Raw genomic sequence first — 23,287 nt, forward strand, 5'->3', positions numbered from 1 at the left:
TGGTCGGGATCCGCTCCTCGATCGAGACGTAGGAGAACAAGGAGCCGCTGCGCTCCTGCTGACCTCGCATCAAACCTGGGGCAGCTGGCCCATTTTCGCAGAGGAAGCGGGGTTTTTCAGCAAACTCTTAATCATTGGCTTGGTGGTTTTTTGTGGATTTGATTGTCGAGGACTTGGTGGCCGTCTTCAGTCTTTAGCAGCCGCGGGTCACCATCCAGGGACGAATGCTGCTCTCGCGCAGTCTTGGCTTTTCTACTCTGCGCTCAGCCTGCTTTTGACCGCTGACTAAAACTGGTTCCTTGGATTCCTGCTTGAGGCGAAATGATCCAGTAAGTGTCATTGGAGGGCTGAAGACCCGGCTACCCTGTGCGCCACATTCTGGGCAGTCGGTATTTTGTTGGCGGGAGTCAATGGTCCGCCAAACCTCATAGTTTTCGCAGCCACTACTGCAGCTGAATTCATAAACTGGCATCGGTCTTCCAATCGGGAGAGCAGGAGTAGAAAAAAGGAGACGTGCTTAGAAGCAGGTCTCCCTAGGGCCGCCACATAGTTGGTCAATCAAGCAGGCCAACGATGTGATCTGAGTGAAGCTCCATCAACAGGGCAAAATGTCCTTTTCGAAGATTGAGGTTGGGATCGCGAGGGTGCAGCAAGCATTTGGAATGTCTACAATTCCGCTGATTCTGCCCTCAACAGGTGCACAGCTCAGCAGCATGTAGGCTTGCTCGCCGGTGAAGCCGAACTTCTTCAGGTATTCAATGGCATTAAGGCAGGCGCGTCGGTAGGCGATGTGAACATCCATGTAATGCTGCTTGCCATCAAACTCATCAACGGAAATCCCTTCGAAGACCAGGTAATCGGTGAAATGCGGTTCGACCGGGCTTGTCTTGAACATGGGATTCACCATCCCGTACTTCTCTACACCCCCTTTGATGATCTCCACGTGCAGATCGAGATAGCCCGACATCTCAATGGCGCCACAGAAAGAGATCTCTCCGTCGCCTTGTGAGAAGTGGATGTCACCCATGGAAAGTTTTGCACCCTCCACATAGACAGGGAAATAGATCCTTGCCCCCTTGGTCAGATTCTTGATGTCGCAGTTGCCGCCATGCTCCCGAGGTGGGACCGTGCGGGCCGCCTCGTTGGCTACGCGTTCGAAGTCGGCGGTCGGCAGGCTGCCCAGAATTGCGCTGTTGGGATTCGGTAAGGCCGCCAGCACTGGCTCGCTCCCCGAGAGCCCTGCACCGTAGGTTCGGCGATCTGGTGCCGTGTTGACCAACTCGGTTTCCCTTCGGTTCCATTCCCGCAGCAGTTCATGGGAGGGGGCGCAGCCGATCAGGCCGGGGTGGGTGATGCCAGCAAAGCGCACCCCGGGAATGTGCCGTGAACTTGTGTAGATCCCTTCGAGATCCCAGATCGACTTCGCGGCCTTGGGGAAATGGTCGGTGAGAAAACCGCCTCCATTCTCCTTGGCGAAGATCCCATTGAAGCCCCACTCATCTCCCTGGAGTGCTCCGACATCCAGGATGTCCACCACGAGAATGTCGCCAGGCTGAGCCCCGTTGACCCAGATAGGCCCACTCAGGACATGAACGACTTCAAGGTTGACGTCGGCAACGTCTTGAGGATCATCATTGTTCTTAATCTGTCCATCAGTCCAGTCTTTGCATTCAATCCGGAATACATCACCAGGGTTGACGGACGCGACGGCAGGGATTTCTGGATGCCACCGATTATGGCCAGGCATCTCCTGCTGGTCCATGGGCTTGGTTAGGTCAACCTTGAAGAGTGTTTTTGGCATTTAATTTTGAGGATGAGGATGTTTCATCGACCTCATCTAAGGCGAGGCCTTCCCGATCAACAGTGTCGACGGATACTGAACTGCCGCAAATGGGTTGGCAGCAGTGGGCTCTGCTCGGCGTCGATGTTGCTGCGCAGCCCCGCTGCTCGGTCCGAGCATCACGTGCCAGGGGGTTGGCGCACCTTGCTGTCGTCAAAATCGCCGCGGCGGCAGAGATTATCTTTAAGTCGAGAAGTCCATGCCTGCGGTTTGAGTGGGCCTGTCCCCTCGATCCGACCGTCAAAGTGATAAAGAACTTGCCAGCGGGGCTGTCCACTCAGGCTACGGGCTTGGCCTACCTCTTGTATGGGGTATCCGTAAAGATTGTCATAGGCCGGCCAGTTGGGTGTGTCCTTGATGCTGCAGATCGCATTCAGCGCATAGAGGCTTCCTGCTGAGGGCTGGTCGGCTCCGAACACCCGCACCGCCCCTTTGTACAACCCATTGGATACACCGGGCTGAAACGACTGGGCCAGCTCCACGCGGGTTCCCTCAACCTGCACCAAGGGATCGCCCACTTTGGCGTTCTGTAGCGGCACCTCCCTGGGGCTTCCGCAAGCACCAATCCCAGCCAGGATGAGTACGAACGGGGGGACAGCACGCCACAGGCCTCGCTGCCTGTGCCGGCGGGTTGGTTTGTGTACGTGTGGCCGACCTGGCGCCCCCGTCTCAACCTTCACGCTGTCACTCAAAAGCTTTTGGGACCTTATGACAACCCTCTGCTGGGGTTGCCCGATTTGCCTCATCCATCGCTCAGCAGAAATCGCCAGAACCGCTCCACCTGACTCACGCCTGGCAATGCCTTCGATCCGAGCCGGCTGATCGGGCGACAGTCGAGGCTGTTCAGCAGCAGGGCGCCGTCGCCGCTGGCCAGATCCTGCTCGCTGATCGGGCTTTCCTCGGCCAGGCCATGGCGGAGAGCCTGCTGCCGCATCACCCCGGGCAGGCAGCCGCTGCTCAGGGGCGGTGTGAGCCAGCGATCGCCGCGCCGCAGCAGCAGATTGGCGCTGGTGCCGCAACACAACCCGCCGGCGCTGCTGGGCAAGAGGGCGTCGTCGGCGCCTGAGGCCTCGGCCTGGCGGCGGGCCTGGATGGCGGAGCCATAGGCGAAGGTTTTGCAGCGGCTCAGCAGGCTGGTGGCGCTGCGGGTTTCGCTGGGGCTCACGATCACCCGCACGGGCTCGAAGCAGGGCGTTGTGGTGCTGAGGCTGAGCCAGAAGCGGTGGCTGCTGTGCGAAGGCACGGCGAGGCCGCGGCCGCTGCTGCCTCGAGTCCAGTTGAGCCGCAGGGCGCCGCTGCTGATGCCGCTGCGCGCCACAGCCTCAGCGATCAGGGGAACCAGGCGCGCCTGATCCGGCGGCGGGGCCAGGCCCAGCAGGGCAGCGGAGCGGTGCCAGCGCTCCAGATGGGCCGCCAGCAGATGGGGCTGGCCGGCTTCGATCAACAGCGTTTCAAACAGGCCATCGGCGAGCAGCAGCCCCCGGTCGCTGAGGGGCAGTGCCAGGCCGTCGGGATGGCCCCAGGAGCCCTGGGGGCTGGGGGTGTCGATCCAGGCGATCACGGCCGGGGAGCTGGTTGGATCAGGCGGGCTGGTCACGCCAGCGCCTCCAGCAGGGGCCCCAGCTTCCAGCCCAGCTCCTCCGCCTCATCGTGGGGATCGGAATCGGCCACGATGCCGCAGCCGGCATGGGCCCGCAGGGTGCGGCCCTGCAGGAACAGCGAACGGATCAGGATGCTGCTGTCGAAGCTGCCGTCGTGGGCGAGGCGGAACAGGGAGCCGCAGTAGGGCCCGCGCGGCACCGGTTCGAGCCCATGCAGCCGCCGGCAGGCCCGCACCTTCGGCGCCCCTGTGATCGAGCCGCCCGGCCAGCAGGCCCGGAGCAGATCCACCACGCCCAGCCCGTCGCGCAGCTGCCCCTGCACCACCGAGGTGAGATGGTGCACCTGCGCGTAGCTTTCCAGACCCACCAGCTGGGGCACCTGGATCGAGCCCGGCACGCACACCCGGCCCAGGTCGTTGCGCAGCAGGTCGACGATCATCACGTTCTCGGCCCGGTCCTTGGCGCTGCTGACCAGATCGGCGGCGGCATCCGCGTCGATCACCGGGTCGTGGTGCCGCGGCCGGGTGCCCTTGATCGGCCGGCTTTCCACCAGACCGCTGGCGCTCACCTGCAGGAAGCGCTCCGGTGAGGCCGAGAGGATGGCCTCCACCGGGGTCTGGGCCGGGTTGCTCCCCTTGGTTCCGGTCGCGATCGCCAGCCCGCCGAAGGGCGCCGGGCAGCGCCGCCGCAGCCGTTGGTAGAGCGCCAGCGGATCGACGCGGCCCGTCAGTTCTTGCTCGCAGCAGGCGGTGAGATTGGCCTGGAACAGATCCCCGGCGGCGATCCAGTCGTGGATGCGCTCCACACCGGCGGCAAAGGCCGCCCCATCGGTGTGCCAGCGCCAGTTCTCCAGCGGCAGTCCGGGCTCCAGTGGCTCTGGTTCTGCCGCGTCTGCGCGTTTTGTAGGTGCTGCGCTTGCTGCTTGAGCTGCGCTGGAAGCAGGGTCCGTTGGGGCCAGGGCCTCGATCGCTGCGGCCATCGCCGCCAGCCGCGCGCCATCGTGGCCCTCGAGCCGCAGGCAGCCTGCGGCCGCGTCGAACTCCAGCACCGGATCGTGGCGGGCGGCCCAGAGCTGGGCCATGGCCGGTGATCGCCAGGCTTCGCCGGTCTCCACCCAGCCACCGGCCTCGTACGACAACCAGCCCATCCAGTGGCCGCCGCCGGCCACCATCGCCGCCAGCGCCGCGAACGGATCCCGGGCGCCTGGCTCCCCCGGCAGGCCGCGGCAGGTCACCACCTCCAGCGGCGCCAGGCCCACCAGGCTGCGGCGCCCCAGGACGGTGCCGTCGCCATCGAGCCAGACCAGGCCGTCCTGGCCGTGCTGATCCGCCAGCACCTGAACCACCACCGCCGGATCCCGCCAGGCCAGGGTGCGGTGCTGCAGGCCACCCTGGGCCCGCAAGCCCGTGGAAGGCTCGATCACGGGGCCTGGTGGCTGGTGAGGCCGGGGCTGGCGAGGTCGGCGCGGCCGGCCTCGATCAGGGCGGCATCGCGGATGCGGCAGCTGTCGCACACCCCGCAGGGGCTGCTGCCGCCGCTGTAGCAGCTCCAGGTGGCCGCGATCGGCACATCCAGCCGCAGGGCTTCCTGCACGATCCGCGTTTTGCTCCATTGCACCAGCGGCGCCCAGAGCTGGATGCCGCGGCCCTGGCGCCCGGCCTTGCTGGCCAGGTCGGCCAGGTGCTGGAAGGCCTCCAGGTAGTCGGGCCGGCAGTCGGGATAGCCGGAGTAGTCGACCGCATTCACGCCCAGGGCCAGCCGCTGGCCCCCCCGGGCTTCGGCCAGGCTCAGCCCCAGGGCAATGAACACGGTGTTGCGGCCTGGCACATAGGTGGACGGGATCACGCCCTCCTCCACGCCGCCGCTGGGCACGGCCATGGCCAGATCGGTGAGGGAGGAGCCGCCCCAGGCCGCCAGGTTGACGCTGATCGTGTGGTGCTCCTCCAGCTCGAGGCTGCGCGCCACGGCCTTGGCGGCCTCGAGTTCGCGGCGATGGCGCTGGCCGTAGTCGAAGGACAGCCCGATCACCCGGTGGCCCGCTTCCAGGGCCAGGGCGGTGGCGGTGGCCGAATCGAGACCGCCGGACAGCAGGGCCACGGTCAGCGGCCGGGAATCCGTCTGGGGCGGGGAATCAGGGGAAGCGGCGGCGCGCAAGGCGGCGGAGGCAGGAGCGTGCAGGAATCCTGGCGGATCTGCCCGCCTGGGGTTGTCCGCAGCGTGGTGTCTGTGTGGTGTCTGTCCACAGGCGAAGGGCTGGTCCCCAGGGCCGCTGCCGTTCAGGATGGGGAAGCCGCCGCATGGTTGGGATGACGAGTTTCAAGGCCGCCGCGGGGTCGACGCCCCGCCTCACACTCGCCTGCCTTGCCCTGGGGACACTGATCGCCGCCCAGGGGGCCGCACAGGCCATCCCCCGCCTCGATCTCAAGCCGTTCCCAGCGGCGGCGGCAGGCGAGCGCCGCTGGGTGATCCAGTTGCCGGGCCTGCTGCAGCCCTCCCCCGATCCGGCCCTCTCCCCCAACCCGGCCGACTGGCGGGTGGAGCTGATGGTGGGACGCACGATGGAGGTGGATTGCAACCATCGCCGTCTCGGTGGCTCGATCAAGGCCGAGTCGCTGAAGGGCTGGGGCTACACCGTCTATCGGGTCACGGCTCCCGGGCCGGTGGCCTCGACCCTGATGGCCTGCCCGCCCAACGAGAAGCCGCGGCAGGCCTTCGTGACCCTGGGCGGCGGCAAGCCCTTTGTGGTGCCTTACAACGCCAGCCTGCCGATCGTGATCTATGCCCCCGCCGATCTGGAGGTGCGCTGGCGCCTCTGGAAGGCGGAGAAGCGTCAGCGGCCCGCGCAGGTGCTGTGATCGGGTGAATTAAAGCTGGACCAGGGGGGCGACAGGATTGCCTGCGGCGACGACCCGGTTGCGCCCCCCCTCCTTGGCGGCATACAGAGCTGCGTCTGCATGGGCCAGCAGCGCATCGATGTCCACGCCTGGTTCAGCAATCGCGCAACCAATGCTCAGGGTGACCTGAAAGTCCGGCGCGCTGGCGCTGGATGGGCTGTCTGCCATGGCGTCCTTGGCTGGGGCATGGTGGATGATCGCAGCAGCGTTCTGGCGGATCCGTTCGGCGATCTGCAGGGCCTCCTCTGGTCCGGTATGGCTGAGCAGGATCACGAATTCCTCCCCGCCCTGACGCGCCACCAGATCACCGCCCCGCATGCTGGCTTCGAAGAGCTGGGCCAATCGTTGGAGCACGCCATCACCGGTCTCGTGACCCCAGCGATCATTGACCTGCTTGAAGTGATCCAGATCGAGCATCAGAAGCGCCAGTGGACTCTGATACCGCTGGCTTCGTGTCAGCTCCGGTATGGCGCGTTCCAGGAAGCCGCGCCGGTTGAACAGGCCGGTGAGGGGATCGCGGACGGCCAGTTCCTTGAGACTCTGCTCAGATTTCTGCAGTAAGGCGTTGCTTTGGACCAGGGAATCGCGGGTGGATTGAAGCGTGTCAACGTTTCGCTCCAGGGCGACAAGGAAGCCAGATACTGTGATACCCATCAGGGCGATGAACCAGGGCAGGATGTTGTCTTGGGGCGTCTTCTGTGCATCAATGAACGGTTGGGTGGCATCCAGACGGATCGTCCAGGGTGTGCCGAAGATCAGGGCGCGGGCCTCAGCACTGACCCCAGTGGAGGGTCCGGTCGCGCTGGAGGGTCCGGCTGGAATCGTGAGATTCGGTTCCGGCTTTCCTTGCTGTGAGATGGTCAGATTCAGTCCGAGTTTCTGAAGATCCATCAGTTTGGATTGAATCAGTGCGTTGAGGTCGTAGACCAGTGCCGCAAACCCCTCGATCTGTTGTTGGCGTGCGGTGAAACGTCCTGGAATAATTCCGCCGTAATAGACAGGCACGGTGACGGCAAAACCAACGGGATGGACGGAATCACCCGGAAAGCGGATGATCGGGAACAGGCCGGAAGCCACGGGATTCCCTTCGTCGCGGGCGCGCCATTTCGACTCCATCCTCTCCGGCGAGAAGGCCAGGTCCAGTCCCATCGTTGTGCTGCTCTTGGGCGAGCGTTCGTAGACATACAGCACGGGCACATGCAGGTCGCGCGCCTGCGCCGGTCTGGAACTGGCGTTGTTCTGAACCGGCTCCCAGAGCCGGAAGTCGCTGAGACGGCCGCCCTGATTGCGGATCGTACGCTCGAAGCTCGCCCGATCCTTGCCCTCTACAATTGGTTGCCATTCCACGATGATCAGGCCATCCTGGGAGCTGACGCTCTGATCGGCCAGTTGTAAGAAGGTCGGGTAAGAGAGGGAGGGGTCGACGCTGAGCCGTGCTATGAGTCCCCTCATGGAGCGAACAGACTCATTCACCGCCTGGGTGAGTTGCAATGAAATGTCCGTCGCTTTCGAGCGGAGATTCGCGCGCAGACTCTTCTGGACGCGATGGCTGACCACAGCTTGTGTCACCAGCGCCAGCGCCAGAAACCCCACGCTGGTGATCACATTCACGATCAGGAAGCGATGCCTGCCTGCCATCAGCGCACCCCCAGGTTCTTGTGGAGCTGCAGGCTCAGCCGCCAGTCCGGATGGGACTGCACATAACCGAGGGCCAGGCTCTGGCCGTCGGTGCTCTGCCAGCCGGGTTGCAGCAGCAGCACCGGCGGATCCGAGCCATTCCCCGCCCGGAGCCGGCTGGCGGCGCTGGCCATCACCTCCGCGAAGCCAAGGTCGGCCGTCTCGTGCACCACGACCTTGAGTTCGTGGCAGTGGCGCAGCAGATCGTCGGATGGAGGGCGATGCCGCTTCGGCGAGAGGGTGATCCAGTCGAAGTGGCCGCTGAGACGGTCCACCCCGCTGGTTTCCAGGTGCAGCGGCAAGGCCGTGCGCTGGTGCAGCGCAGCGGTGAGCTCGTCGAGATCGTGATGCAGGGGTTCTCCGCCGGTGATCACCACAAAGCCGGCACCGGCCGCCGCGGCATCGTGCGCCTTCGCCGCCAGGGCCTCCAGGCTGTGGCGTGGATGGGCAGCGGCGGGCCAGGAGTGCTTGGTGTCGCACCAGGGGCAGCCCACCGTGCAGCCAGCCAGGCGGATGAAGAAGGCGCTGCGACCACTGTGGACTCCTTCCCCCTGGAGGGAATGAAAGGTTTCCACCACCGGCAGTGCCGCCGCTGTGACAGCGATCTGCAGACCAGCGGCGGCTCCTGGTCGTGCCCCCGCTGCGACGGCGGTGGGCTGGTCTGCCGCTACACCGGAGAGCGGCGTGGTCACGGGGCGACGAGCGTGGCCTCGGCCTCGGTTGTTGTCGTTGCCGTGGCCGGTGGGGCCTCGACCTGGGGCAGCCGCTGCTGGGCCGCGGCGATCAGGCCGCGGAACAGGGGATGGGGCTTGCCGGGCCGCGACAGAAATTCGGGGTGGTACTGGCAGGCCGTGAAGAAGGGGTGGTCGCGCAGCTCGATCAGTTCCACCAGGCGGCCATCGGGGGAGGTGCCGCTGATCGTGTAGCCCGACTCGACGAAGAGGTTGCGATAGGCGTTGTTGAACTCGTAGCGGTGGCGGTGGCGCTCGTAGACCACCGCATCGCCGTAGAGCTCGGCGGCGAGACTGCCCGGCGTCAGCCGGCAGGGGTAGACCCCCAGGCGCATGGTGCCGCCCAGGTCGACCACATCCTGCTGCTCGGGCAGCAGATGGATCACCGGATGGGCCGTGTCGCCATCCAGTTCGGCGCTGGTCGCCCCCACCAGGCCGGCCTGGTTGCGGGCCCACTCGATCACGGCGCACTGCATGCCCAGGCAGAGCCCCAGGAACGGCACCTGCTGCTCCCGGGCCCAGCGGATCGCCGCCACCTTGCCATCGACGCCGCGATGGCCGAAGCCGCCCGGTACCACCACCGCATCCATGCCCCTCAGCAGGGCTTCCGCGCCGCGTTCCTCGATCTGTTCGGCGCAGATCCAGTGCAGATCGAGGGAGGCGTCGCGATCGATGCAGGCGTGGCGCAGGGCCTCCACCACCGAGAGGTAGGCGTCGTTGAGCTGCACGTACTTGCCCACCAGGGCCACCTTCACGGCAGGGCCCGGGTTGCGCAGTTTCGTGACCAGCTCCTGCCAGCGCTCCATGTCGCTGGGGTGGTCGGTGAGGCCGAGCACATCGAGCACCTCGCGGCACAGGCCTTCGTGCTCCATGGCCAGCGGCACCGCGTAGATGCTGTCGGCATCGAGGGCGGGGATCACGGCCCGGGTGGGCACACCGCAGAAACCACCGATCTTGGCCTTGAGGTCGTCGCTGAACGGCCGGTCGCTGCGGCACACGAGCACATCGGGCTGGATGCCGATCGAGCGCAGCTCCTTCACCGAGTGCTGGGTGGGTTTGGTCTTGAGTTCGCCCGAGGTGCCGATGTAGGGCAGCAGGGTCACGTGCACGTAGGCCAGATCCTGGCGGCCCACGTCGCCGCGGAACTCGCGGATGGCTTCCAGGAACGGCAGCGACTCGATGTCGCCCACGGTGCCGCCGATTTCGGTGATCACCACATCGGCGCCGCTGTTGGCGGCCACCCGGTGGATCCGCTCCCGGATCTCGCCGGTGATGTGGGGGATCACCTGCACGGTGCCGCCCTGGTAGTCGCCGCGGCGCTCCTTGTTGATCACCGCCTGGTAGATCGAGCCGGTGGTCACGCTGTTGAGGCGCGACATGGCGGTGTCGGTGAAGCGCTCGTAGTGGCCCAGGTCGAGGTCGGTCTCGGCGCCGTCCTGGGTGACGAACACCTCACCGTGCTGGAACGGGCTCATCGTGCCCGGGTCCACGTTCAGGTAGGGGTCGAGCTTGAGGATCGAGACGCTGTAGCCGCGGCTCTTGAGCAGGCGCCCGAGGCTGGCGGCCACGATCCCCTTGCCGATGCTCGACACCACGCCCCCCGTCACGAAGACGAATTTCGCCTGCGTGGCCCGGCTCGGAGCGGGGGGCTTGGCGCTGGCGACCTGGGACATGGTGGAACGGCTAATTTTTCAATGTATCGGTTCACGACACGCCCCTTCCGCCGCAAGGGCCACCCTCGCTCAGAAAAGAGGGGTCAGCCCTCCAGCAGGCTGCGCAGCATCCAGGCGGTCTTCTCGTGGATCTGCAGCCGTTGGGTGAGCAGGTCTGCGGTGGGCTGGTCGTTGGCCTCGTCGGCCACCGCAAACACCTTGCGGGCAGTACGGGCCACGGCCTCATGGCCGCTCACCAGCTCCCGCACCATCGCCAGGGCCGGCGGCACTCCCTCGGTTTCGGCGATCGAGGCCAGGCCGGCGAAGGTGGCGCCACCGAACGGGGCGGGGAAGCCGAGGGCGCGGATGCGTTCGGCGATCACGTCCAGGGCGGTCCAGAGCTCCGTGTACTGGTCCATGAACATCAGGTGGAGCGTGTTGAACATCGGCCCGGTCACATTCCAGTGGAAGCCATGGGTCTTGCCGTAGAGCACGTAGCTGTCGGCCAGCAGGCGGCCGAGCTCGTCGGCGATCTGCCGCCGCGTGGCTTCAGGGATGCCGATGTCGATCGCTGGGTTGCTGGAAGCTGTGGTCATGGCCGAGGGAGGCGAAGGTCTGGCAGGGGGCCGGGGAAGCCTGGGGCGGGGCCCCTCCCATTGTAGGAACGGACGCCGCACGGCGCCGGATCGCCACCGGCCGGCCGCTCGGTCGTTGAACGGCTCGGTCGTGTCTCTGGGCAGCGGTTCAGTTGTATTCGCCGGGGATGTCCTGCTTGGTCACGGTGACCCGCCCCACTTTTTTGCCGGAGAGCCGCAACAGCTCATCGCCGGAGAAGACATACCCCAGGCCGGCGCCGATCTGGGCCACGTCATCGGCGGTGGCGGCCGCCTGCACCGCCGCCCGCAGACCTGGATCGTCCTGCACCCTGCCGAGAAAGGCCTTCAGCTGATCGAGGGACATGGCCCAACCTCCAACGGTGGCCCCGAGCAGGGCCTCTGAATTCTGATCTCATGGGGCTCCCGGCTGGACCCCTCCAGAGCTTGCCGGGCCCTGCCGTCAGCTCTCCTCCTCGCTCCAGGTGCTGGCCACATGCAGCTCTTCGAGCTGCGCGTCTGCCACATCGGCGGGGGCCTGGGTCATCAGGCAGCGGGCCTGCTGGGTCTTGGGGAAGGCGATCGTGTCGCGGATCGACTCCTCGCCGGCCAGCAGCATCACGATCCGGTCGACACCGAAGGCCAGGCCGCCGTGGGGAGGGGCGCCCATGTCGAGGGCCTCCATCAGGAAGCCGAACTGGCGGTTGGCCTCCTCCAGGGGCAGGCCGATGGTCTGCAGCACCTGGCGCTGCAGGGCCGAGTCGTGGATGCGCAGCGAGCCACCGCCCAGCTCCAGGCCGTTCAGCACCAGGTCGTAGGCCTGGGCGCGGGCCGTGGGGAGGGTGTCGGCCCATTGGCCGGGATCGCTGCCCAGATCCTCGGTGTTGGGGGCGCAGAAGGGGTGATGCAGCGCCTCGAGCCGGTTGTCACCGGCGTTGAACTCGAACATCGGGAAATCCACCACCCAGAGGAAGTTCCAGGCGTCGTTCTCCCGGTCGGGCTGCACCATCCCCAGCTCGCGGGCCAGATACTGACGCACCCGATCGAGGGCCTTGTTCACGGTGGCGGTGTCGCCGGCGCCGAACAGCAGCAGGGTGCCGGGCACCGCACCGGTGCGCTCCAGCAGCTCGGCCCTGGTGGCGGCGCTGAGGTTGTCCTTGATGGCGCCGATCGTGTCGATCTCACCGCCCTCGCGCACGCGGATGAAGGCCAGGCCGCCAGCCCCCGCCTTCTGGGCCTCGCTGAACACATCACCGCCGGGCTTGATGCGCACATTGCTGAGAGCGTCATTGCCGCCGGGCACGGCGATGCACTTCACCGAGCCGCCGGCCGCCACGGCGCCACTGAACACCTTGAAGCCCATGCCGGCCACCAGGTCGCTCACGTTGGTGAGCTCCATGCCATAGCGGGTGTCGGGCCGGTCGGTGCCGTAGCGCTCCATGGCCTCGTGCCAGGTGAGCCGGGGGAAGGGACGGGGCAGCTCCACGCCTTTGACGGCCTTCCAGATGGTGGCGATCAGGGCTTCGTTGAGCTCGAGGATCTCCTCCTGGCCCATGAAGCTCATCTCGATGTCCAGCTGGGTGAACTCCGGCTGGCGGTCGGCGCGCAGGTCTTCGTCGCGGAAGCAGCGGGCCACCTGGTAGTAGCGCTCGATGCCGCCCACCATCAGCAGCTGCTTGAACAGCTGGGGCGACTGGGGCAGGGCAAACCACTCGCCGCCGCAGACCCGGCTGGGCACCAGATAGTCGCGGGCACCTTCGGGGGTGGAGCGAGTCAGCACCGGCGTTTCCACCTCGATGAAGCCCGCGTCTTCGAGGAAACGGCGGGCGGCCTGGATGGTCCGGGCTCGCAGGCGCAGGTTGCCGTTCATGCGCTCGCGACGCAGATCCAGGTAGCGGTGGCGCAGCCGCAGCTCCTCGCGGGTGTTCTCCTCGTCGTGCACCGAGACCGGGAAGGGCAGATTCCCCTTGACGGCATTGAGCACCGAGATGGTGGCGGCCAGCACCTCCACCGCCCCCGTGGCCAGCTTCTCGTTGAGCGATTCACCGGGCCGGGCGCGCACGGTGCCCGCCACCTGGATCACGGTTTCGTTGCGCAGGTGCTCGGCCACCGCGAAGGCATCGGCTCCCAGGTCGGGGTCCACCGTGATCTGCACGGTGCCGCTGCGGTCGCGCAGATCGATGAAGATCACACCGCCGTGATCGCGGCGCCGGTCCACCCAGCCGCAGAGCTGCACGTCCTGGCCGGCGTGGTCGGCACGCAGGTCGCCGCACCCGTGGCTGCGCATGGTGAAGTTGCTGGGGAATCGCGGATTTTCCCATGGGGCCTGGTCTCCGCTGACCAGGGCATCAGGCCGGGACATCAGCACGGGACATCAGCCCGAGGCTCACCATCGGTATCGGTGGAGCTGGTTCCAGACGATCCCCGAAAAGGGCTGGGATGATCGGCGCAGACACGAGCCTGTCGATGGCCGCGCGGCAGGGACCTGTCCACCCATGGCTGCCCCCGGCGGAACTGGCGCCGATCGGCGTCAGCCTGCTGGCCACGCTGGTCAGCACCTTTTCTGTGATCGGCATCTCGTTTGTGCTGCTGGATCTGCAGCCGCAGCTCGGCATCACCACAGCTCAGGTCAATCTGCTGCGCTGCACAGCGATCGCCAGCGGCCTGCTGATCGTGTTCTGCGCCAGCACGCTGTGCCGCCTGCTTGGCACGAAACGCTGTCTGGCTGCCGGCCTTGCCCTCTGGATTGCAGGCTGCTTGCTGCTGGCCGGCCATGCGGGCCTGGCCTCGCTCGCCACCGGGTTGGTCCTGATGGGCTGCGCTGATGGCTGCGTGCGGGTCTCGTCCTACGCCATGCTCTGCGGTGGCGCCGCTGATGCGCAGCAGATTGCTGTGCTCGTCGCGGCCAATACGCTGGCCAACAGTCTGGCCTTTGTGGCCTCGCCGATCCTCAACAGCTGGATCCTGGTGCAGACCGAGAACAGTGCGGCTGTGATCGGCGGGCTGTGGGGATGTCTGTTCCTGCTGACGCTGCTGCTGCTGCAGGTTTTCGTTCGCCCCGACAGACGCGAAGCGGCTGCCCAGCACGCCCAGGTCCAGGCCAGTGACTGGATCGTCCTGCTGGCTGCAGGAGGCTGCGCGTCCCTGATCAGCACGCTGCCGATCATCCACGCGTTCCAGCCGACCTGGGTGCCTGCCGGCATGGCTCTGATCATCGCCCTGATGATGCTCGCGGCCATGTCCCTGCGGCGATCAGGCTCGATCGCCGGCGGATTCAGATTTCTGATCAACCCAAGAATTGGTCTGCTGCTTCTGGCTCTGGCGGCACTATTCTCGATTGACTACCGATACTGCGCCGAGCGCTTTCTGGCGATTCGCTATCAGCTCGATCTCGCCAGTATCTCAGCCTGGATGACCCTGGCCAGCCTGGCGGGAATTGCCAGCTCCTTTGTGTTCGCTGCTATCAGTTCCCGGATCGGCATGGCCAGGAGCGTTGGACTGGGCCTGCTGGGCTGTCTGATCTTGCCGATCACCTTCGTGATGGCTCCATCCCAGGTGCCCATCCTGGTGATTGCCTCATCGACGGCATCCTTCTCGTTCTTTCTCACCTTCGTGAGGGTGGGGCTCACCTCCACGATCACAGCCATGACCGATAAGCCATTGCTGGCCAATCTGGAAGCGGTGCGTCACGTTCTGGCCACCTCTGCCTGGTCGTTGGGTTCGGCTCTGGCGGTGAATGTGCTGCTTGGCACCTTCCGCAGCACGCTTGAGCAGCAGCTCAAGACCCTGCCCTTGTCTGACGCGGTGATCCAAACCATCTCCCGACTTGTGGCCAGCGGCCATGGTCGTGAGGTGCTGGAGGGCCAGTACGGCATCTCCAGGCAGCTGCTGATGACAGTCATCGGCAGGAATGCCACTCCCACGATTGAGGCGATCATGAGTGTGCTGCATGGGATGGGCTGGCTGATCCTGCTGATGCTGGTTCTGGTCACGGTTCTGATCGCTTTATCACGCCGGGTCACCGTGCCGATGCTGCGCCCATGAGGTGATGCGTTCCTGCCACGGGATCCTGTCCGCGATGCAGTGGCGGTAGCGTGGCCGCGGTGTCAGCGGGGACCATGGTTTACCCCATTCCCACCGTCGGCGCCTTGGTCACAGGGCCATGCCTGCGTGTGCTGATTGTGCGCACGCTCAAGTGGCGCGGAAGCTGGGGCGTGCCGGGCGGAAAGGTGGAATGGGGTGAAACCCTCGACAGCGCACTGCGGCGCGAATTGCGGGAGGAGGTTGGCCTGGAGCTGGCGTCCGTGCAGTTCGCCCTGCTGCAGGAAGCCGTGGAAGATGCACAATTCCACCGTCCTGTGCACTTCATGTTGATCAACTACTACGCCTTCAGCACCACAACCGCCATCAGCCCTAATCACGAGATCGCCGAATGGGCCTGGGTGCCCCCACAGCAGGCGCTCGATTATCCGCTCAACAGCTTCACGAGTCGATTGATCCAAGGCTATCTGGACGCAGACATGTCTGATCACTATGCGGCGATGGCTGAACAGGTCATGTCGGATCAGCTCGTGTCAGATCAGGTCGCATCAGATCAGATAACCGCCTGAGACCTTGATGTTGCTTCCGGTGATGTAGCCGCTGGCCGGATCGGCCAGGAACAGCACCGCCCGCGCCACCTCCTCGGTTCTGCCGTAGCGGCCGGCCGGGATCCGTTCGAGTGGCGGCTTGCGCTCCGAGTTCTCCAGGGTGCCGGGTGAAACGCCATTGACCGTGATGCCGTACGGAGCCTCTGTGACGGCCAGTGTGCGGCTGAGCTGCAGCACGCCGGTCTTGCCGATCTTGTAGGGGGTGACCATCGGCACCGCCATCAGCGCATCGGCGTCGACATCAATCAGGTTGACGATGCGGCCGTACCCCTGGTGGCGCATCCATGGCAGGGCGGCACGGCAGGCGTGGTAAGTGATGTGGAGGGTGTCGTCGATGCTGCGATGCCAATCGGCCACATCCATCGCCCCCAGCGGCTTCCAGACGATGCCGGCCGCGTTGTTCACCAGGATGTCGAGCCGCCCCAGCCGCTCCACCGCTGTGGCGAAGGCGGTTGCGGTGGCTTCAGCATCCGCCAGATCAGCCGCCAGGGCCAGGCCGCGCCGCCCCAGCCGCTCCACCTGCTCCACCGCCTCACGGGCCTCGGCTTCGCTGTGCCGGTAATGGACCACCACATCGGCGCCAGCGCCCGCCAGGGCCAGGGCGATCGCCCGGCCGGTGCGGCGCCCGCCGCCAGTGACCAGGGCCACCCGGCCGTGCAGAGGCAGGTCGCTCATGGCGTCGCCGCCGTCAGCATTGCCTGGATCATGTCGGGATGGTGGGTGCGGATCCAGTCGGCGCCGGCAAAGAGCACATTCGAGGCGAACAGGATGCGCGCCAGCCGCTCGGGCTTGCGGGCGGCGTAGAGCAGGATCGGGCAGCCCAGCTGGCGCAGCACATCCAGGTTCCAGAGCACGCTGTTCTGCAGCTGGATCTTGCCGACATCGTCGGTGGCGGGGTGGATGATGCCGAGGTTGGGATCGATGATCACCTCACCCACGCCGGCGGCCCGGGCCTGCTCCACCCGCGGGCCGAGGTGATCGAGCAGCCCCTGCAACCGGTAGGGCACCGGAGCGGCAGTGCGCATGCGGTAGGCGTCGCCATAGGGCATGTAGGTGAGCATCAATGAGGCGCCGGCTGCCGCCACCGCCGCCAGGGCCGAGGGCTCGATGTCTGCGCCGGTGAAATTGATGGCGGTGGCGCCGGCCTCCAGGGCGACGCGCACGGTCTGCGAACTCCAGGTGTCCACCGACACCCGATAGCCCTCCTGCAGCAGCCGGCCCAGGGCGGGCAGCAGCCGGCGCTGTTCCTCCGCGTCGTTGATCATCGCCGCCGTTGGCGTGATCGAGCGGGCACCCAGATCGATCACGGCGCAGCCCTGGCTGTGCAACCAGGCGGCCCGTTGCAGGAGCTGCTCCGTGCCCGCCACCACCGAGTCTCTCACCATCGATTCCGGCGAGAGGTTGATCACGCCGAGCAGGGTGCGGGGATGGGGCGTGCTCATCAAGGCGAAGCTGGGGGGCTCAGGCGCCAGCATGGTCGGCCCGGTCGGCCGCCACCGCCGCTGCCAGCCTCGACAGGACCTCGGGCCTGCGCTGGCTCACCTCATCCCAGGTGGGAGTGAGCCGGGAGAGCTGATCCTCCTGCACGAAACTCCGCCCGGCCTCCAGCAGGCAGGCGGCGAAGAAGGAGACGGCGCGGGTCTCCTCGCCGCGATCGAGCCGCAGGCCGTTGAGGGCGGCGTCGGCGGCGTGGGAATCGAGCAGATCCAGCACGATCCGCTGATAGGCGGTCGCGAGACTGCGCACGAGCGCCAGATCGAGCACCTGGCCCTGGGCCGCCAGCCCGCGGAACAGCCCCAGGGCGATGTCGCGGCCCATCCGCCCGAGGCCACTGCCGCCACCGCCGTGATCGGTCTCGTGATCGGCCTTGTGATCGGTTTCGGGCGGGAACGGCTGGTGCTTGTGGTCGTAGGCCTCGGCGATGTCCACCTGGCAGAGCTGGCGGGTGGAGTGATCGCGGAATATCTCGGTGAGCACGCCGATTTCCATTCCCCAGTCGCTGGGCAGATGCAGACGCCGTGCCGCGCTCCACCGCATGGCGCACTCGCCGGCGAGCGGGTAGCGGAAGCTGTCGAGAAATTCCAGGTAGCGGCTGGGGGGCAGGCAGCGCCGCAGGGCCCGCAGCAGGGGGGTGACGAACAGGCGGCTGACCCGCCCGTACATCACCCCAGCGCTGATCCGCGGGTAGTAGGCCTTGGCGAACACGAAACCGCTGTCGGGATGCAGCAGCGGATAGACGAGCCGGGCCAGCATCCGCGGCGTGAAGCTCACCACATCGCAATCGTGCAGGGCCACCACCTCGGCCCGCCCGAGGGCCTGGACCAGGCCCAGGCAGAGCCAGATGTTGTGGCCCTTGCCCCGTTCCGCCGGCGCCAGCTGCTGATGCCCCAGGTCTTTGATCAGTGCGGTGACCCGGGGGCCATCGTTCCAGATCAGGTGGTGCGGCTGGGGCAGCTGGCTGAACAGGGCGAGGGCCTCGCGGAATCCAGCGGCATCGGCCCGATCGAGGCCGATCACGATCTCGTTCAGCCAGGGAATGGTGGCCAGCTGGCGCACGAACGGCTCCAGGGCCGGACCCCGCAGCTCGGCGTGCAGACAGGGCAGCACCAGGGTGAGCGGCAGGCGCTGCGCCTGCTCCGCCACCGCAGCCGCCAGACAGGCCTCGCTGCGTCCCCCCAGGTCGTGGAGGGTGGTGACGATGCCGTTCTGGAAGAAGTCGCTCATCAGCTCTGCAGCGCCAGCCGCTCCAGGCCGCCGTCGTCCGGCAGCTGCCGGGCCAGGGCCGCCACGTTGAGGCCCGTCAGCGGATCGATCCAGTCGGGCGCGATCTCCGCCAGCGGCACCAGAACGAAGGCTCTCTCCCGCATGCGCGGATGGGGGAGCTGCAGGCGCTCGCCATCCAGGCGCAGGTCGCCGAGCAGGATCAGGTCGAGGTCGAGGGTGCGCGGCCCCCAACGCTCGGCCCGCACCCGCCCGAATCGGGTCTCCGTTTCCAGCAGCCGATCGAGCAGCGCCTCCGGCGACAGGAGCACCTCCAGTACGGCGCAGCCGTTGAGATAGTCGGGTTGCGGCGGCCCCACCGGTGCGCTGCGGTACCAGGCGGAGCGACGCAGCAGGCGGATGCCGGGGCTGGCATCCAGCTCCACCAGGGCGCCCTCCAGGGTGGCGCGGCAGTCGCCCAGGTTGCTGCCCAGGGCGATGGCGGCCTGCCGTGGTGAATCGGCCCGCTCCGTCCAGGCCACCCTCAACCCCGCCGCAGAAAAGGCCGCCGTACCACCAGCGCTGGCTCCTCGCGCCCGCGGATCTCCACCGCCAGCTCCGTGCCGAGGCGGGCGGAGCCAACCGGCACCGACGCCAGGGCGATCGCCTTGCCCAGCGTGGGCGACCAGCTGCCGCTGGTGATCTCCCCCACCGGCTCGCCGTTACACAGCACCGGGTAGCCGTGGCGGGCGATGGCACGCCCCTGCAGCTCCAGGCCCACCAGCCGCCGCCCAACGCCTTCCGCTGTCTGCCGCTCCAGGGCCTGCCGCCCGATGAAGGGCTTGGGCATCTCCAGGTGCACCAGCCAGCCGAGGCCGGCCTCCAGGGGTGTGGTGGTTGCATCCATGTCGTTGCCGTAGAGGTGCATGGCCGCCTCCAGGCGCAGGGTGTCGCGGGCCCCGAGGCCGCAGGGCTCCACCCCCTCGGCCAGCAGCTGTTGCCAGAGGGCGAGGCCGGCCTGGCGATCCAGCAGCAGTTCGAAGCCGTCTTCGCCGGTGTAGCCGGTGCGGGCCACGAACACGGGGGCGCCGGCGGCCGCTCCGGTGGCGGCGCCGGACAGCAGGATCTGCCGATGGCCGAAGCGGGGCAGGCCGGAGAGATCGGCGCCGCTGAGGGCCTCCAGCCGTGCCGGCGCCTCCGGGCCCTGCAGGGCCAGCAGCACCCCGTCGCCCTTGCGGTCGGTGAGGGTCACCCCCTGAGGCTCGAGGTGGCGGCGCAGCCAGGCGGTGTCGGCTTCGATGCAGGCGGCGTTGATCACCAGCACCAGCTCGCCCCTGCTGCCGCCCTCGCCGGCCTCCTGGCCGCCCACCTGGCCGCAGTCGTAGACGATCAGGTCATCGAGGATGCCGCCCGCCTCGTTGAGCAGCACCGTGTAACAGGCTTCGCCGGGGCCGATGCGGAACAGATCGGTCGGCACCAGGGTCTGGAGCGCGTCTTTCACCCCCTCCCCCCGCAGGGTGAGCACCCCCATATGGGAGATGTCGAACAGGCCGCAGCGCTGGCGCACGGCCGTGTGCTCCTGCACCAGCCCGCCGAACTGCACAGCCATCTCCCAGCCGGCGAAGGGCACCATCCGCCCCCCGGCGTCGCGGGCGGCCTCGAACAGGGGCGTGCGTTGCAGCGGATCGGTGGCGGAGTCGGCCATGGCAGGTGGGATGCAGCGCTGGCCGGATCCTATGGAGAGCAGAAGCTGGAGAGCCGCTGCTGGACAGCAGCCGCATGGTTTGCGCGTGGGGATGTCAGCGGCGATGCGGAACCGATCAATGTCCAGAAGCGTCCCTTCAAGGGACACTTCCCGAAGGAAAGTGGAGGATTCGGGCCATTTCCCTGGCGATCGGTCCGCGAACTCCTTACGTTGGGCGCCTTGATCGAGTTTTGATGGGTCAGCGTTCCAGCTGCCGCAGCTGTCGTCACTGCACGCCGCCCCGCGGCGAGGAGATGGGCTGGTGCCAGCTGCGCCGCCTGGCCATCCATCCCGACCTGGCCGGCGACCTCTGGTGCCACCACTGGACGGCCAGACCAGCCCGGCTGCCTGGCATGGGCCCAGAGGGGGCAGGCTCAACCGGCATGGTTGCCCGCGCCAGCCACCTCCCCAGCCGTCAGCTCTGCCTGGCCGTGGAGCCTGACGAACCGCAGCGGTGGGAAGCCTGAAGCGGCTCATGCCCTCAGGTCTGAGCTGTTGAGCAAGGGCCACGGATCTGTGCCGGAAAACCGAGGCTTGGTGCTTCTTGCTGCCGTTGTGGCCGCGGCGGTTGTAGGAATGTAATCATCAGAACCTTTCAGCCAGGAGGTGACCAGATTGGTCACGACACCCGCCGCTCCGTCTCCCCTCGCCCTGATGGCCGGTCAGGTCGATTGCGAGACCTTCACGTTTCCCACCGGCGCCCATATCTTTTCGCGGGGCCGCACGGCTGACGCCATCTATGCCGTCCGCCGCGGCATCGTCGAGCTGGTTGATGAGCACGGGTCTCGGCTCTGCTACAGGGCGGGCGAGCTCTTCAGCTACCAGGAGATCATGTGGCGCCAGATGGCCTTCCTCAACGATGCCATCGCGCGCACCCCGGTGGAAGTGCTGCGTCTGGAGCGGCTGCGCTTCCTCAACCTGCTGCATAACCACCCCACCCTGGCGGTGATGCTCCTGGGTCAGCAGCACGATCGCCTGCGGGAGCAGCGCACCAGCGGCACCTGTTGCTACTGACTCCAGCGGGGTGCGATCAGTGGCCGGCCGCCCGGCCCAGCAGCAACAGCAGGCTGCGGCACACCTTGGCGGCCAGCACGCTGCTCACCCCACTGGGATCGAGCTGGGGGGCCAGCTCCACCACATCCGCTGCCACCAGGTTGTGGTGGCGAAGCTCGTCCGCCAGGGCGGCGAAGTCGTTCCAGAGGAAGCCGCCGGGTTCTGGCGTGCCGGTGCCGGCCATCACGGCGGGATCGAACCAGTCCAGATCCACGGTGAGATAGAGGGGGCGGCCGCGCAGGGGGTGCAGAGCCGCGGCCATCCGCTCGATCGCCACCAGGCGGCCGCTCTGGTGGAGTTCGCTGAATTCCTCGCGGGTGCCGCTGCGGATGGCGATCTGCAGCAGCTCCTGGCTGGGCAACACCTCCAGGCAGCGCCGCATGGCGCAGGCATGGCTGTGCTGGGTGCCGAGCCAGCTGTGGCGCAGATCGGCATGGGCATCGAGCTGCACCAGCACCAGATCCGGGTGGTGAACCGCCACGGCGCCCACGGCACCGGAACTGATCGAGTGCTCGCCGCCCAGCATCAGAGGCCGCAGGCCCAGGCTCAGCAGGTGTTCCGTGCCCCGCCGCACCGCTGCCACCACCGGTTCCGGTGCTCCGAAGGGGATCTCCAGGGCCCCGAGGTCGGCGAAGGCCAGATCATCCAGATCCAGGTCCAGCTGGGGGCAGTAGGTCTCGAGGCCGCTGCTCACCTCGCGGATCGCTGCAGGCCCGAAACGGGTGCCGGGGCGGAAGGAGGTGGTGCCGTCGTAGGGCACGCCGAACAACCCCACGCGGCAGCCGGCGGGATCGCGGCGGCTGGCCATGTAGATGGCACCATCGGTGTCAAACAAATCCGTGACAAAGAGGTTGTTCATGCGTTGAGTGCGCGCTCGATGCCTGCGGGGATGGCGTCGAAGGCCCCACGTTGCCAGCGGGGCGACCAGATCTCACAGCCCTCGCGGATGGCCGCGGCGCGCGCTGAATCCGGCTCCAGATAGCGGCGGCCATCAAGGGCGGCGAAGGTCCAGCTCCACCAGCCGCTTGGATACATCGGCACCCAGCCGTACATCGGATCGGCGTGGCCGAACACCTCGCGCAGCAGGCGCACGGTGTCGAGGTGCACCTGCCGGAAGGCCTCGGGGGATTCGCTCTGGGTGGCGAACACGCCGCCGGGTTTGAGGATGCGGCGGCAGTGCTCGAAGAAGGCCCGATTGAACAGGCCCTCGGCCGGGCCGGCGGGATCGGAGCCATCCACGATCACGACGTCGTAGCTGGCCGGCGGTGCGTTGGCGGCCCAGGCGATGCCATCGCCCACGGTGAGGTGGAAACGGGGGTCGCTCCAGCAGCCGCCCCCGATCGAGGGCAGATGCCGCTGGCTCCACTCCACCACCAGCCCGTCGATTTCCACCATGTCGAGGTGCTGCACGCCGGCGTGGCGCAGGCATTCGCGGGCGGTGCCGCCATCGCCGCCGCCGATCACCAGCACCCGCTCGATCGACGCGGCGCCGCACAGGGCCGGATGCACGATCGCCTCGTGGTAGTGCCGCTCCTGCCGCTCGGCGGTCATCCAGCAGCCATCCAGTAGCAGCCCCTTGCCGTAGCGCTGGCTCTCGATGATCGTCACCAGCTGGTAGGGCGACTGCTCTTCTGCGAGTACACGGCCGGCCAGGCCGTAGCGCACGCCATCAAAGATCTCGTCGATCCAGGTTTTGGGGTTCGCCATGGGGTGGGGCCGCCCGGAGTGAATCTCCGTACGGTTACACAGCATCCATGTTTCACCTCGCTGTCTCTGGCAGGTGTCCTGTCATCCTGAACACATGCCAGGCCAACAGCCCAGTGGTGATCTGCGCGTCACGGCGGCGGTGCTGATCCCGGCGGCGGACCTGAGCTGGCGCTTCTCCCGCTCCTCCGGGCCCGGTGGTCAGAACGTGAATACCACCGATTCACGCGTGGAGCTGGTGTTCCCCCTGGCCACGTCCGCTGCCGTGCCGCCTCTGCAGAAGGCCCGCGCCCTGCGTCGTCTGGAGGGGCGCCTGGTGGAGGGGGCGGTGGTGATCACGGCCTCTGAGCACCGTTCCCAGTGGCAGAACCGGGTGGCGGCGCGGCAGCGTCTGGTGGAGCTGCTGCAGCAGGCCATGGCGCCGCCGCCGCCGCCGCGGCGTGCCACGC

26 protein-coding genes are annotated in these 23,287 nt (G+C 67.0%); 7 read left to right on the forward strand and 19 right to left on the reverse strand.

Features of this window, described 5'->3' with window-relative positions:
• Positions 1 to 289, forward strand: a 289-nt coding sequence (locus tag VB777_RS11790) for a hypothetical protein (protein WP_323249190.1), incomplete at its 5' end; no start/stop codon positions are given.
• On the opposite strand, the gene VB777_RS11795 is transcribed toward VB777_RS11790, so the two are convergent.
• The 6 genes from VB777_RS11795 to queC form a co-directional block, all read right to left on the reverse strand.
• Positions 194 to 472, reverse strand: coding sequence for an FmdB family zinc ribbon protein (locus VB777_RS11795; protein WP_323249146.1), 279 nt, complete (start codon positions 470 to 472; stop codon positions 194 to 196). The two genes, VB777_RS11790 and VB777_RS11795, sit on opposite strands and share 96 nt — an antisense overlap.
• A 123-nt stretch (positions 473 to 595) precedes the next feature.
• Positions 596 to 1,801 carry a formamidase gene (fmdA, locus tag VB777_RS11800; RefSeq protein WP_323249148.1) on the reverse strand — a complete coding sequence of 402 codons (1,206 nt, stop codon included), beginning with the start codon at positions 1,799 to 1,801 and terminating at the stop codon, positions 596 to 598.
• 158 nt (positions 1,802 to 1,959) lie between these two features.
• The gene (locus tag VB777_RS11805) at positions 1,960 to 2,346 is read right to left on the reverse strand and encodes a hypothetical protein (protein WP_323249150.1); all 387 of its coding nucleotides are present in this window, start codon (positions 2,344 to 2,346) and stop codon (positions 1,960 to 1,962) included.
• 236 nt (positions 2,347 to 2,582) lie between these two features.
• Positions 2,583 to 3,437 carry an aminotransferase class IV gene (locus VB777_RS11810; protein ID WP_323249152.1) on the reverse strand — a complete coding sequence of 285 codons (855 nt, stop codon included), beginning with the start codon at positions 3,435 to 3,437 and terminating at the stop codon, positions 2,583 to 2,585.
• Complete coding sequence (locus VB777_RS11815) at positions 3,434 to 4,864, reverse strand: anthranilate synthase component I family protein (RefSeq protein WP_323249154.1); 1,431 nt, start codon at positions 4,862 to 4,864, stop codon at positions 3,434 to 3,436. Before VB777_RS11815 ends, VB777_RS11810 begins: the two co-directional genes overlap by 4 nt.
• Positions 4,861 to 5,544, reverse strand: a complete 684-nt coding sequence (gene queC / locus VB777_RS11820; protein WP_323249185.1) for a 7-cyano-7-deazaguanine synthase QueC — start codon at positions 5,542 to 5,544, stop codon at positions 4,861 to 4,863. The genes VB777_RS11815 and queC overlap by 4 nt, the downstream gene beginning before the upstream one ends.
• Before the next feature lie 203 nt (positions 5,545 to 5,747).
• On the opposite strand from queC, the gene VB777_RS11825 reads away from it, so the two are divergent.
• The gene (locus VB777_RS11825; RefSeq protein WP_323249156.1) at positions 5,748 to 6,296 is read left to right on the forward strand and encodes an ecotin family protein; all 549 of its coding nucleotides are present in this window, start codon (positions 5,748 to 5,750) and stop codon (positions 6,294 to 6,296) included.
• Between the two features lie 9 nt (positions 6,297 to 6,305).
• On the opposite strand, the gene VB777_RS11830 is transcribed toward VB777_RS11825, so the two are convergent.
• The 6 genes from VB777_RS11830 to aspS all read right to left on the reverse strand — a co-directional run bounded on the left by VB777_RS11830 (position 6,306) and on the right by aspS (position 13,275).
• Positions 6,306 to 7,787 carry a diguanylate cyclase gene (locus tag VB777_RS11830; RefSeq protein WP_323249158.1) on the reverse strand — a complete coding sequence of 494 codons (1,482 nt, stop codon included), beginning with the start codon at positions 7,785 to 7,787 and terminating at the stop codon, positions 6,306 to 6,308.
• A 185-nt stretch (positions 7,788 to 7,972) separates the two neighbouring features.
• Positions 7,973 to 8,617, reverse strand: a complete 645-nt coding sequence (locus tag VB777_RS11835) for a 7-carboxy-7-deazaguanine synthase QueE (protein ID WP_323249188.1) — start codon at positions 8,615 to 8,617, stop codon at positions 7,973 to 7,975.
• 83 nt (positions 8,618 to 8,700) lie between these two features.
• Positions 8,701 to 10,416 carry a CTP synthase gene (locus tag VB777_RS11840; RefSeq protein WP_322758069.1) on the reverse strand — a complete coding sequence of 572 codons (1,716 nt, stop codon included), beginning with the start codon at positions 10,414 to 10,416 and terminating at the stop codon, positions 8,701 to 8,703.
• A gap of 83 nt (positions 10,417 to 10,499) precedes the next feature.
• Complete coding sequence (locus VB777_RS11845; protein WP_197171051.1) at positions 10,500 to 10,991, reverse strand: Dps family protein; 492 nt, start codon at positions 10,989 to 10,991, stop codon at positions 10,500 to 10,502.
• 148 nt (positions 10,992 to 11,139) lie between these two features.
• Positions 11,140 to 11,355, reverse strand: coding sequence for a Nif11-like leader peptide family natural product precursor (locus VB777_RS11850; protein ID WP_197158245.1), 216 nt, complete (start codon positions 11,353 to 11,355; stop codon positions 11,140 to 11,142).
• Between the two features lie 96 nt (positions 11,356 to 11,451).
• Positions 11,452 to 13,275 (reverse strand): aspartate--tRNA ligase, encoded by a 1,824-nt coding sequence (gene aspS / locus VB777_RS11855; protein WP_323249160.1) that lies wholly within the window; start codon positions 13,273 to 13,275, stop codon positions 11,452 to 11,454.
• 152 nt (positions 13,276 to 13,427) lie between these two features.
• Between aspS and VB777_RS11860 the strand changes: the two genes are divergently transcribed.
• Entirely contained in the window at positions 13,428 to 15,032 is a 1,605-nt protein-coding gene (locus VB777_RS11860) for an MFS transporter (protein WP_323249162.1), read from the forward strand.
• A 74-nt stretch (positions 15,033 to 15,106) separates the two neighbouring features.
• Positions 15,107 to 15,598 (forward strand): NUDIX domain-containing protein, encoded by a 492-nt coding sequence (locus VB777_RS11865; RefSeq protein WP_323249164.1) that lies wholly within the window; start codon positions 15,107 to 15,109, stop codon positions 15,596 to 15,598.
• Here the strand turns inward: VB777_RS11865 and VB777_RS11870 are convergent.
• The 5 genes from VB777_RS11870 to gcvT are packed head-to-tail and all read right to left on the reverse strand — an operon-like array spanning position 15,578 to position 20,042.
• Positions 15,578 to 16,312, reverse strand: a complete 735-nt coding sequence (locus VB777_RS11870; RefSeq protein ID WP_323249166.1) for an SDR family oxidoreductase — start codon at positions 16,310 to 16,312, stop codon at positions 15,578 to 15,580. The genes VB777_RS11865 and VB777_RS11870 overlap by 21 nt on opposite strands.
• A complete protein-coding gene (locus VB777_RS11875) occupies positions 16,309 to 17,079 on the reverse strand; it encodes a dihydropteroate synthase (RefSeq protein ID WP_323249168.1) in 771 nt (256 codons plus the stop codon). The genes VB777_RS11870 and VB777_RS11875 overlap by 4 nt, the downstream gene beginning before the upstream one ends.
• A gap of 19 nt (positions 17,080 to 17,098) precedes the next feature.
• Positions 17,099 to 18,361, reverse strand: coding sequence for a glycosyl transferase (locus VB777_RS11880; protein ID WP_323249170.1), 1,263 nt, complete (start codon positions 18,359 to 18,361; stop codon positions 17,099 to 17,101).
• The gene (folK, locus tag VB777_RS11885; protein ID WP_323249172.1) at positions 18,361 to 18,879 is read right to left on the reverse strand and encodes a 2-amino-4-hydroxy-6-hydroxymethyldihydropteridine diphosphokinase; all 519 of its coding nucleotides are present in this window, start codon (positions 18,877 to 18,879) and stop codon (positions 18,361 to 18,363) included. The genes VB777_RS11880 and folK overlap by 1 nt, the downstream gene beginning before the upstream one ends.
• Positions 18,880 to 18,881: 2 nt before the next feature.
• A complete protein-coding gene (gene gcvT, locus VB777_RS11890) occupies positions 18,882 to 20,042 on the reverse strand; it encodes a glycine cleavage system aminomethyltransferase GcvT (RefSeq protein ID WP_323249174.1) in 1,161 nt (386 codons plus the stop codon).
• A gap of 233 nt (positions 20,043 to 20,275) precedes the next feature.
• On the opposite strand from gcvT, the gene VB777_RS11895 reads away from it, so the two are divergent.
• Together VB777_RS11895 and VB777_RS11900 are read left to right on the forward strand one after the other, a co-directional pair.
• The gene (locus VB777_RS11895; RefSeq protein ID WP_323249175.1) at positions 20,276 to 20,548 is read left to right on the forward strand and encodes a hypothetical protein; all 273 of its coding nucleotides are present in this window, start codon (positions 20,276 to 20,278) and stop codon (positions 20,546 to 20,548) included.
• A 139-nt stretch (positions 20,549 to 20,687) separates the two neighbouring features.
• The gene (locus VB777_RS11900) at positions 20,688 to 21,095 is read left to right on the forward strand and encodes a Crp/Fnr family transcriptional regulator (protein WP_323249177.1); all 408 of its coding nucleotides are present in this window, start codon (positions 20,688 to 20,690) and stop codon (positions 21,093 to 21,095) included.
• Between the two features lie 16 nt (positions 21,096 to 21,111).
• Here the strand turns inward: VB777_RS11900 and speB are convergent, their stop codons facing one another.
• Together speB and speE are read right to left on the reverse strand one after the other, a co-directional pair.
• Complete coding sequence (gene speB, locus VB777_RS11905) at positions 21,112 to 21,993, reverse strand: agmatinase (protein ID WP_323249179.1); 882 nt, start codon at positions 21,991 to 21,993, stop codon at positions 21,112 to 21,114.
• Complete coding sequence (gene speE / locus VB777_RS11910; RefSeq protein WP_323249181.1) at positions 21,990 to 22,841, reverse strand: polyamine aminopropyltransferase; 852 nt, start codon at positions 22,839 to 22,841, stop codon at positions 21,990 to 21,992. The genes speB and speE overlap by 4 nt, the downstream gene beginning before the upstream one ends.
• A gap of 94 nt (positions 22,842 to 22,935) precedes the next feature.
• On the opposite strand from speE, the gene arfB reads away from it, so the two are divergent.
• Positions 22,936 to 23,287: alternative ribosome rescue aminoacyl-tRNA hydrolase ArfB (gene arfB, locus VB777_RS11915; protein WP_323249183.1), on the forward strand; the 352-nt coding region annotated here is incomplete at its 3' end.

The organism is Synechococcus sp. CCY9202 (assembly GCF_034931685.1).
In the GTDB taxonomy this organism is placed as follows: Bacteria; Cyanobacteriota; Cyanobacteriia; order PCC-6307; family Cyanobiaceae; genus CBW1002.

Bases quoted from the DNA above. Each gene is read 5' to 3' on its own strand.
- VB777_RS11865 (WP_323249164.1), top strand. From the start codon at position 15,107: ATGGTTTACCCCATTCCCACCGTCGGCGCCTTGGTCACAGGGCCATGC.
- fmdA (WP_323249148.1), bottom strand. From the start codon at position 1,801: ATGCCAAAAACACTCTTCAAGGTTGACCTAACCAAGCCCATGGACCAG.
- VB777_RS11860 (WP_323249162.1), top strand. From the start codon at position 13,428: ATGATCGGCGCAGACACGAGCCTGTCGATGGCCGCGCGGCAGGGACCT.
- VB777_RS11850 (WP_197158245.1), bottom strand. From the start codon at position 11,355: ATGTCCCTCGATCAGCTGAAGGCCTTTCTCGGCAGGGTGCAGGACGAT.
- aspS (WP_323249160.1), bottom strand. From the start codon at position 13,275: ATGCGCAGCCACGGGTGCGGCGACCTGCGTGCCGACCACGCCGGCCAG.
- VB777_RS11870 (WP_323249166.1), bottom strand. From the start codon at position 16,312: ATGAGCGACCTGCCTCTGCACGGCCGGGTGGCCCTGGTCACTGGCGGC.
- speE (WP_323249181.1), bottom strand. From the start codon at position 22,841: ATGGCGAACCCCAAAACCTGGATCGACGAGATCTTTGATGGCGTGCGC.
- VB777_RS11795 (WP_323249146.1), bottom strand. From the start codon at position 472: ATGCCAGTTTATGAATTCAGCTGCAGTAGTGGCTGCGAAAACTATGAG.
- VB777_RS11880 (WP_323249170.1), bottom strand. From the start codon at position 18,361: ATGAGCGACTTCTTCCAGAACGGCATCGTCACCACCCTCCACGACCTG.
- gcvT (WP_323249174.1), bottom strand. From the start codon at position 20,042: ATGGCCGACTCCGCCACCGATCCGCTGCAACGCACGCCCCTGTTCGAG.
- speB (WP_323249179.1), bottom strand. From the start codon at position 21,993: ATGAACAACCTCTTTGTCACGGATTTGTTTGACACCGATGGTGCCATC.
- VB777_RS11895 (WP_323249175.1), top strand. From the start codon at position 20,276: ATGGGTCAGCGTTCCAGCTGCCGCAGCTGTCGTCACTGCACGCCGCCC.
- VB777_RS11830 (WP_323249158.1), bottom strand. From the start codon at position 7,787: ATGAGGGGACTCATAGCACGGCTCAGCGTCGACCCCTCCCTCTCTTAC.
- VB777_RS11825 (WP_323249156.1), top strand. From the start codon at position 5,748: ATGACGAGTTTCAAGGCCGCCGCGGGGTCGACGCCCCGCCTCACACTC.
- VB777_RS11875 (WP_323249168.1), bottom strand. From the start codon at position 17,079: ATGAGCACGCCCCATCCCCGCACCCTGCTCGGCGTGATCAACCTCTCG.
- VB777_RS11845 (WP_197171051.1), bottom strand. From the start codon at position 10,991: ATGACCACAGCTTCCAGCAACCCAGCGATCGACATCGGCATCCCTGAA.
- VB777_RS11840 (WP_322758069.1), bottom strand. From the start codon at position 10,416: ATGTCCCAGGTCGCCAGCGCCAAGCCCCCCGCTCCGAGCCGGGCCACG.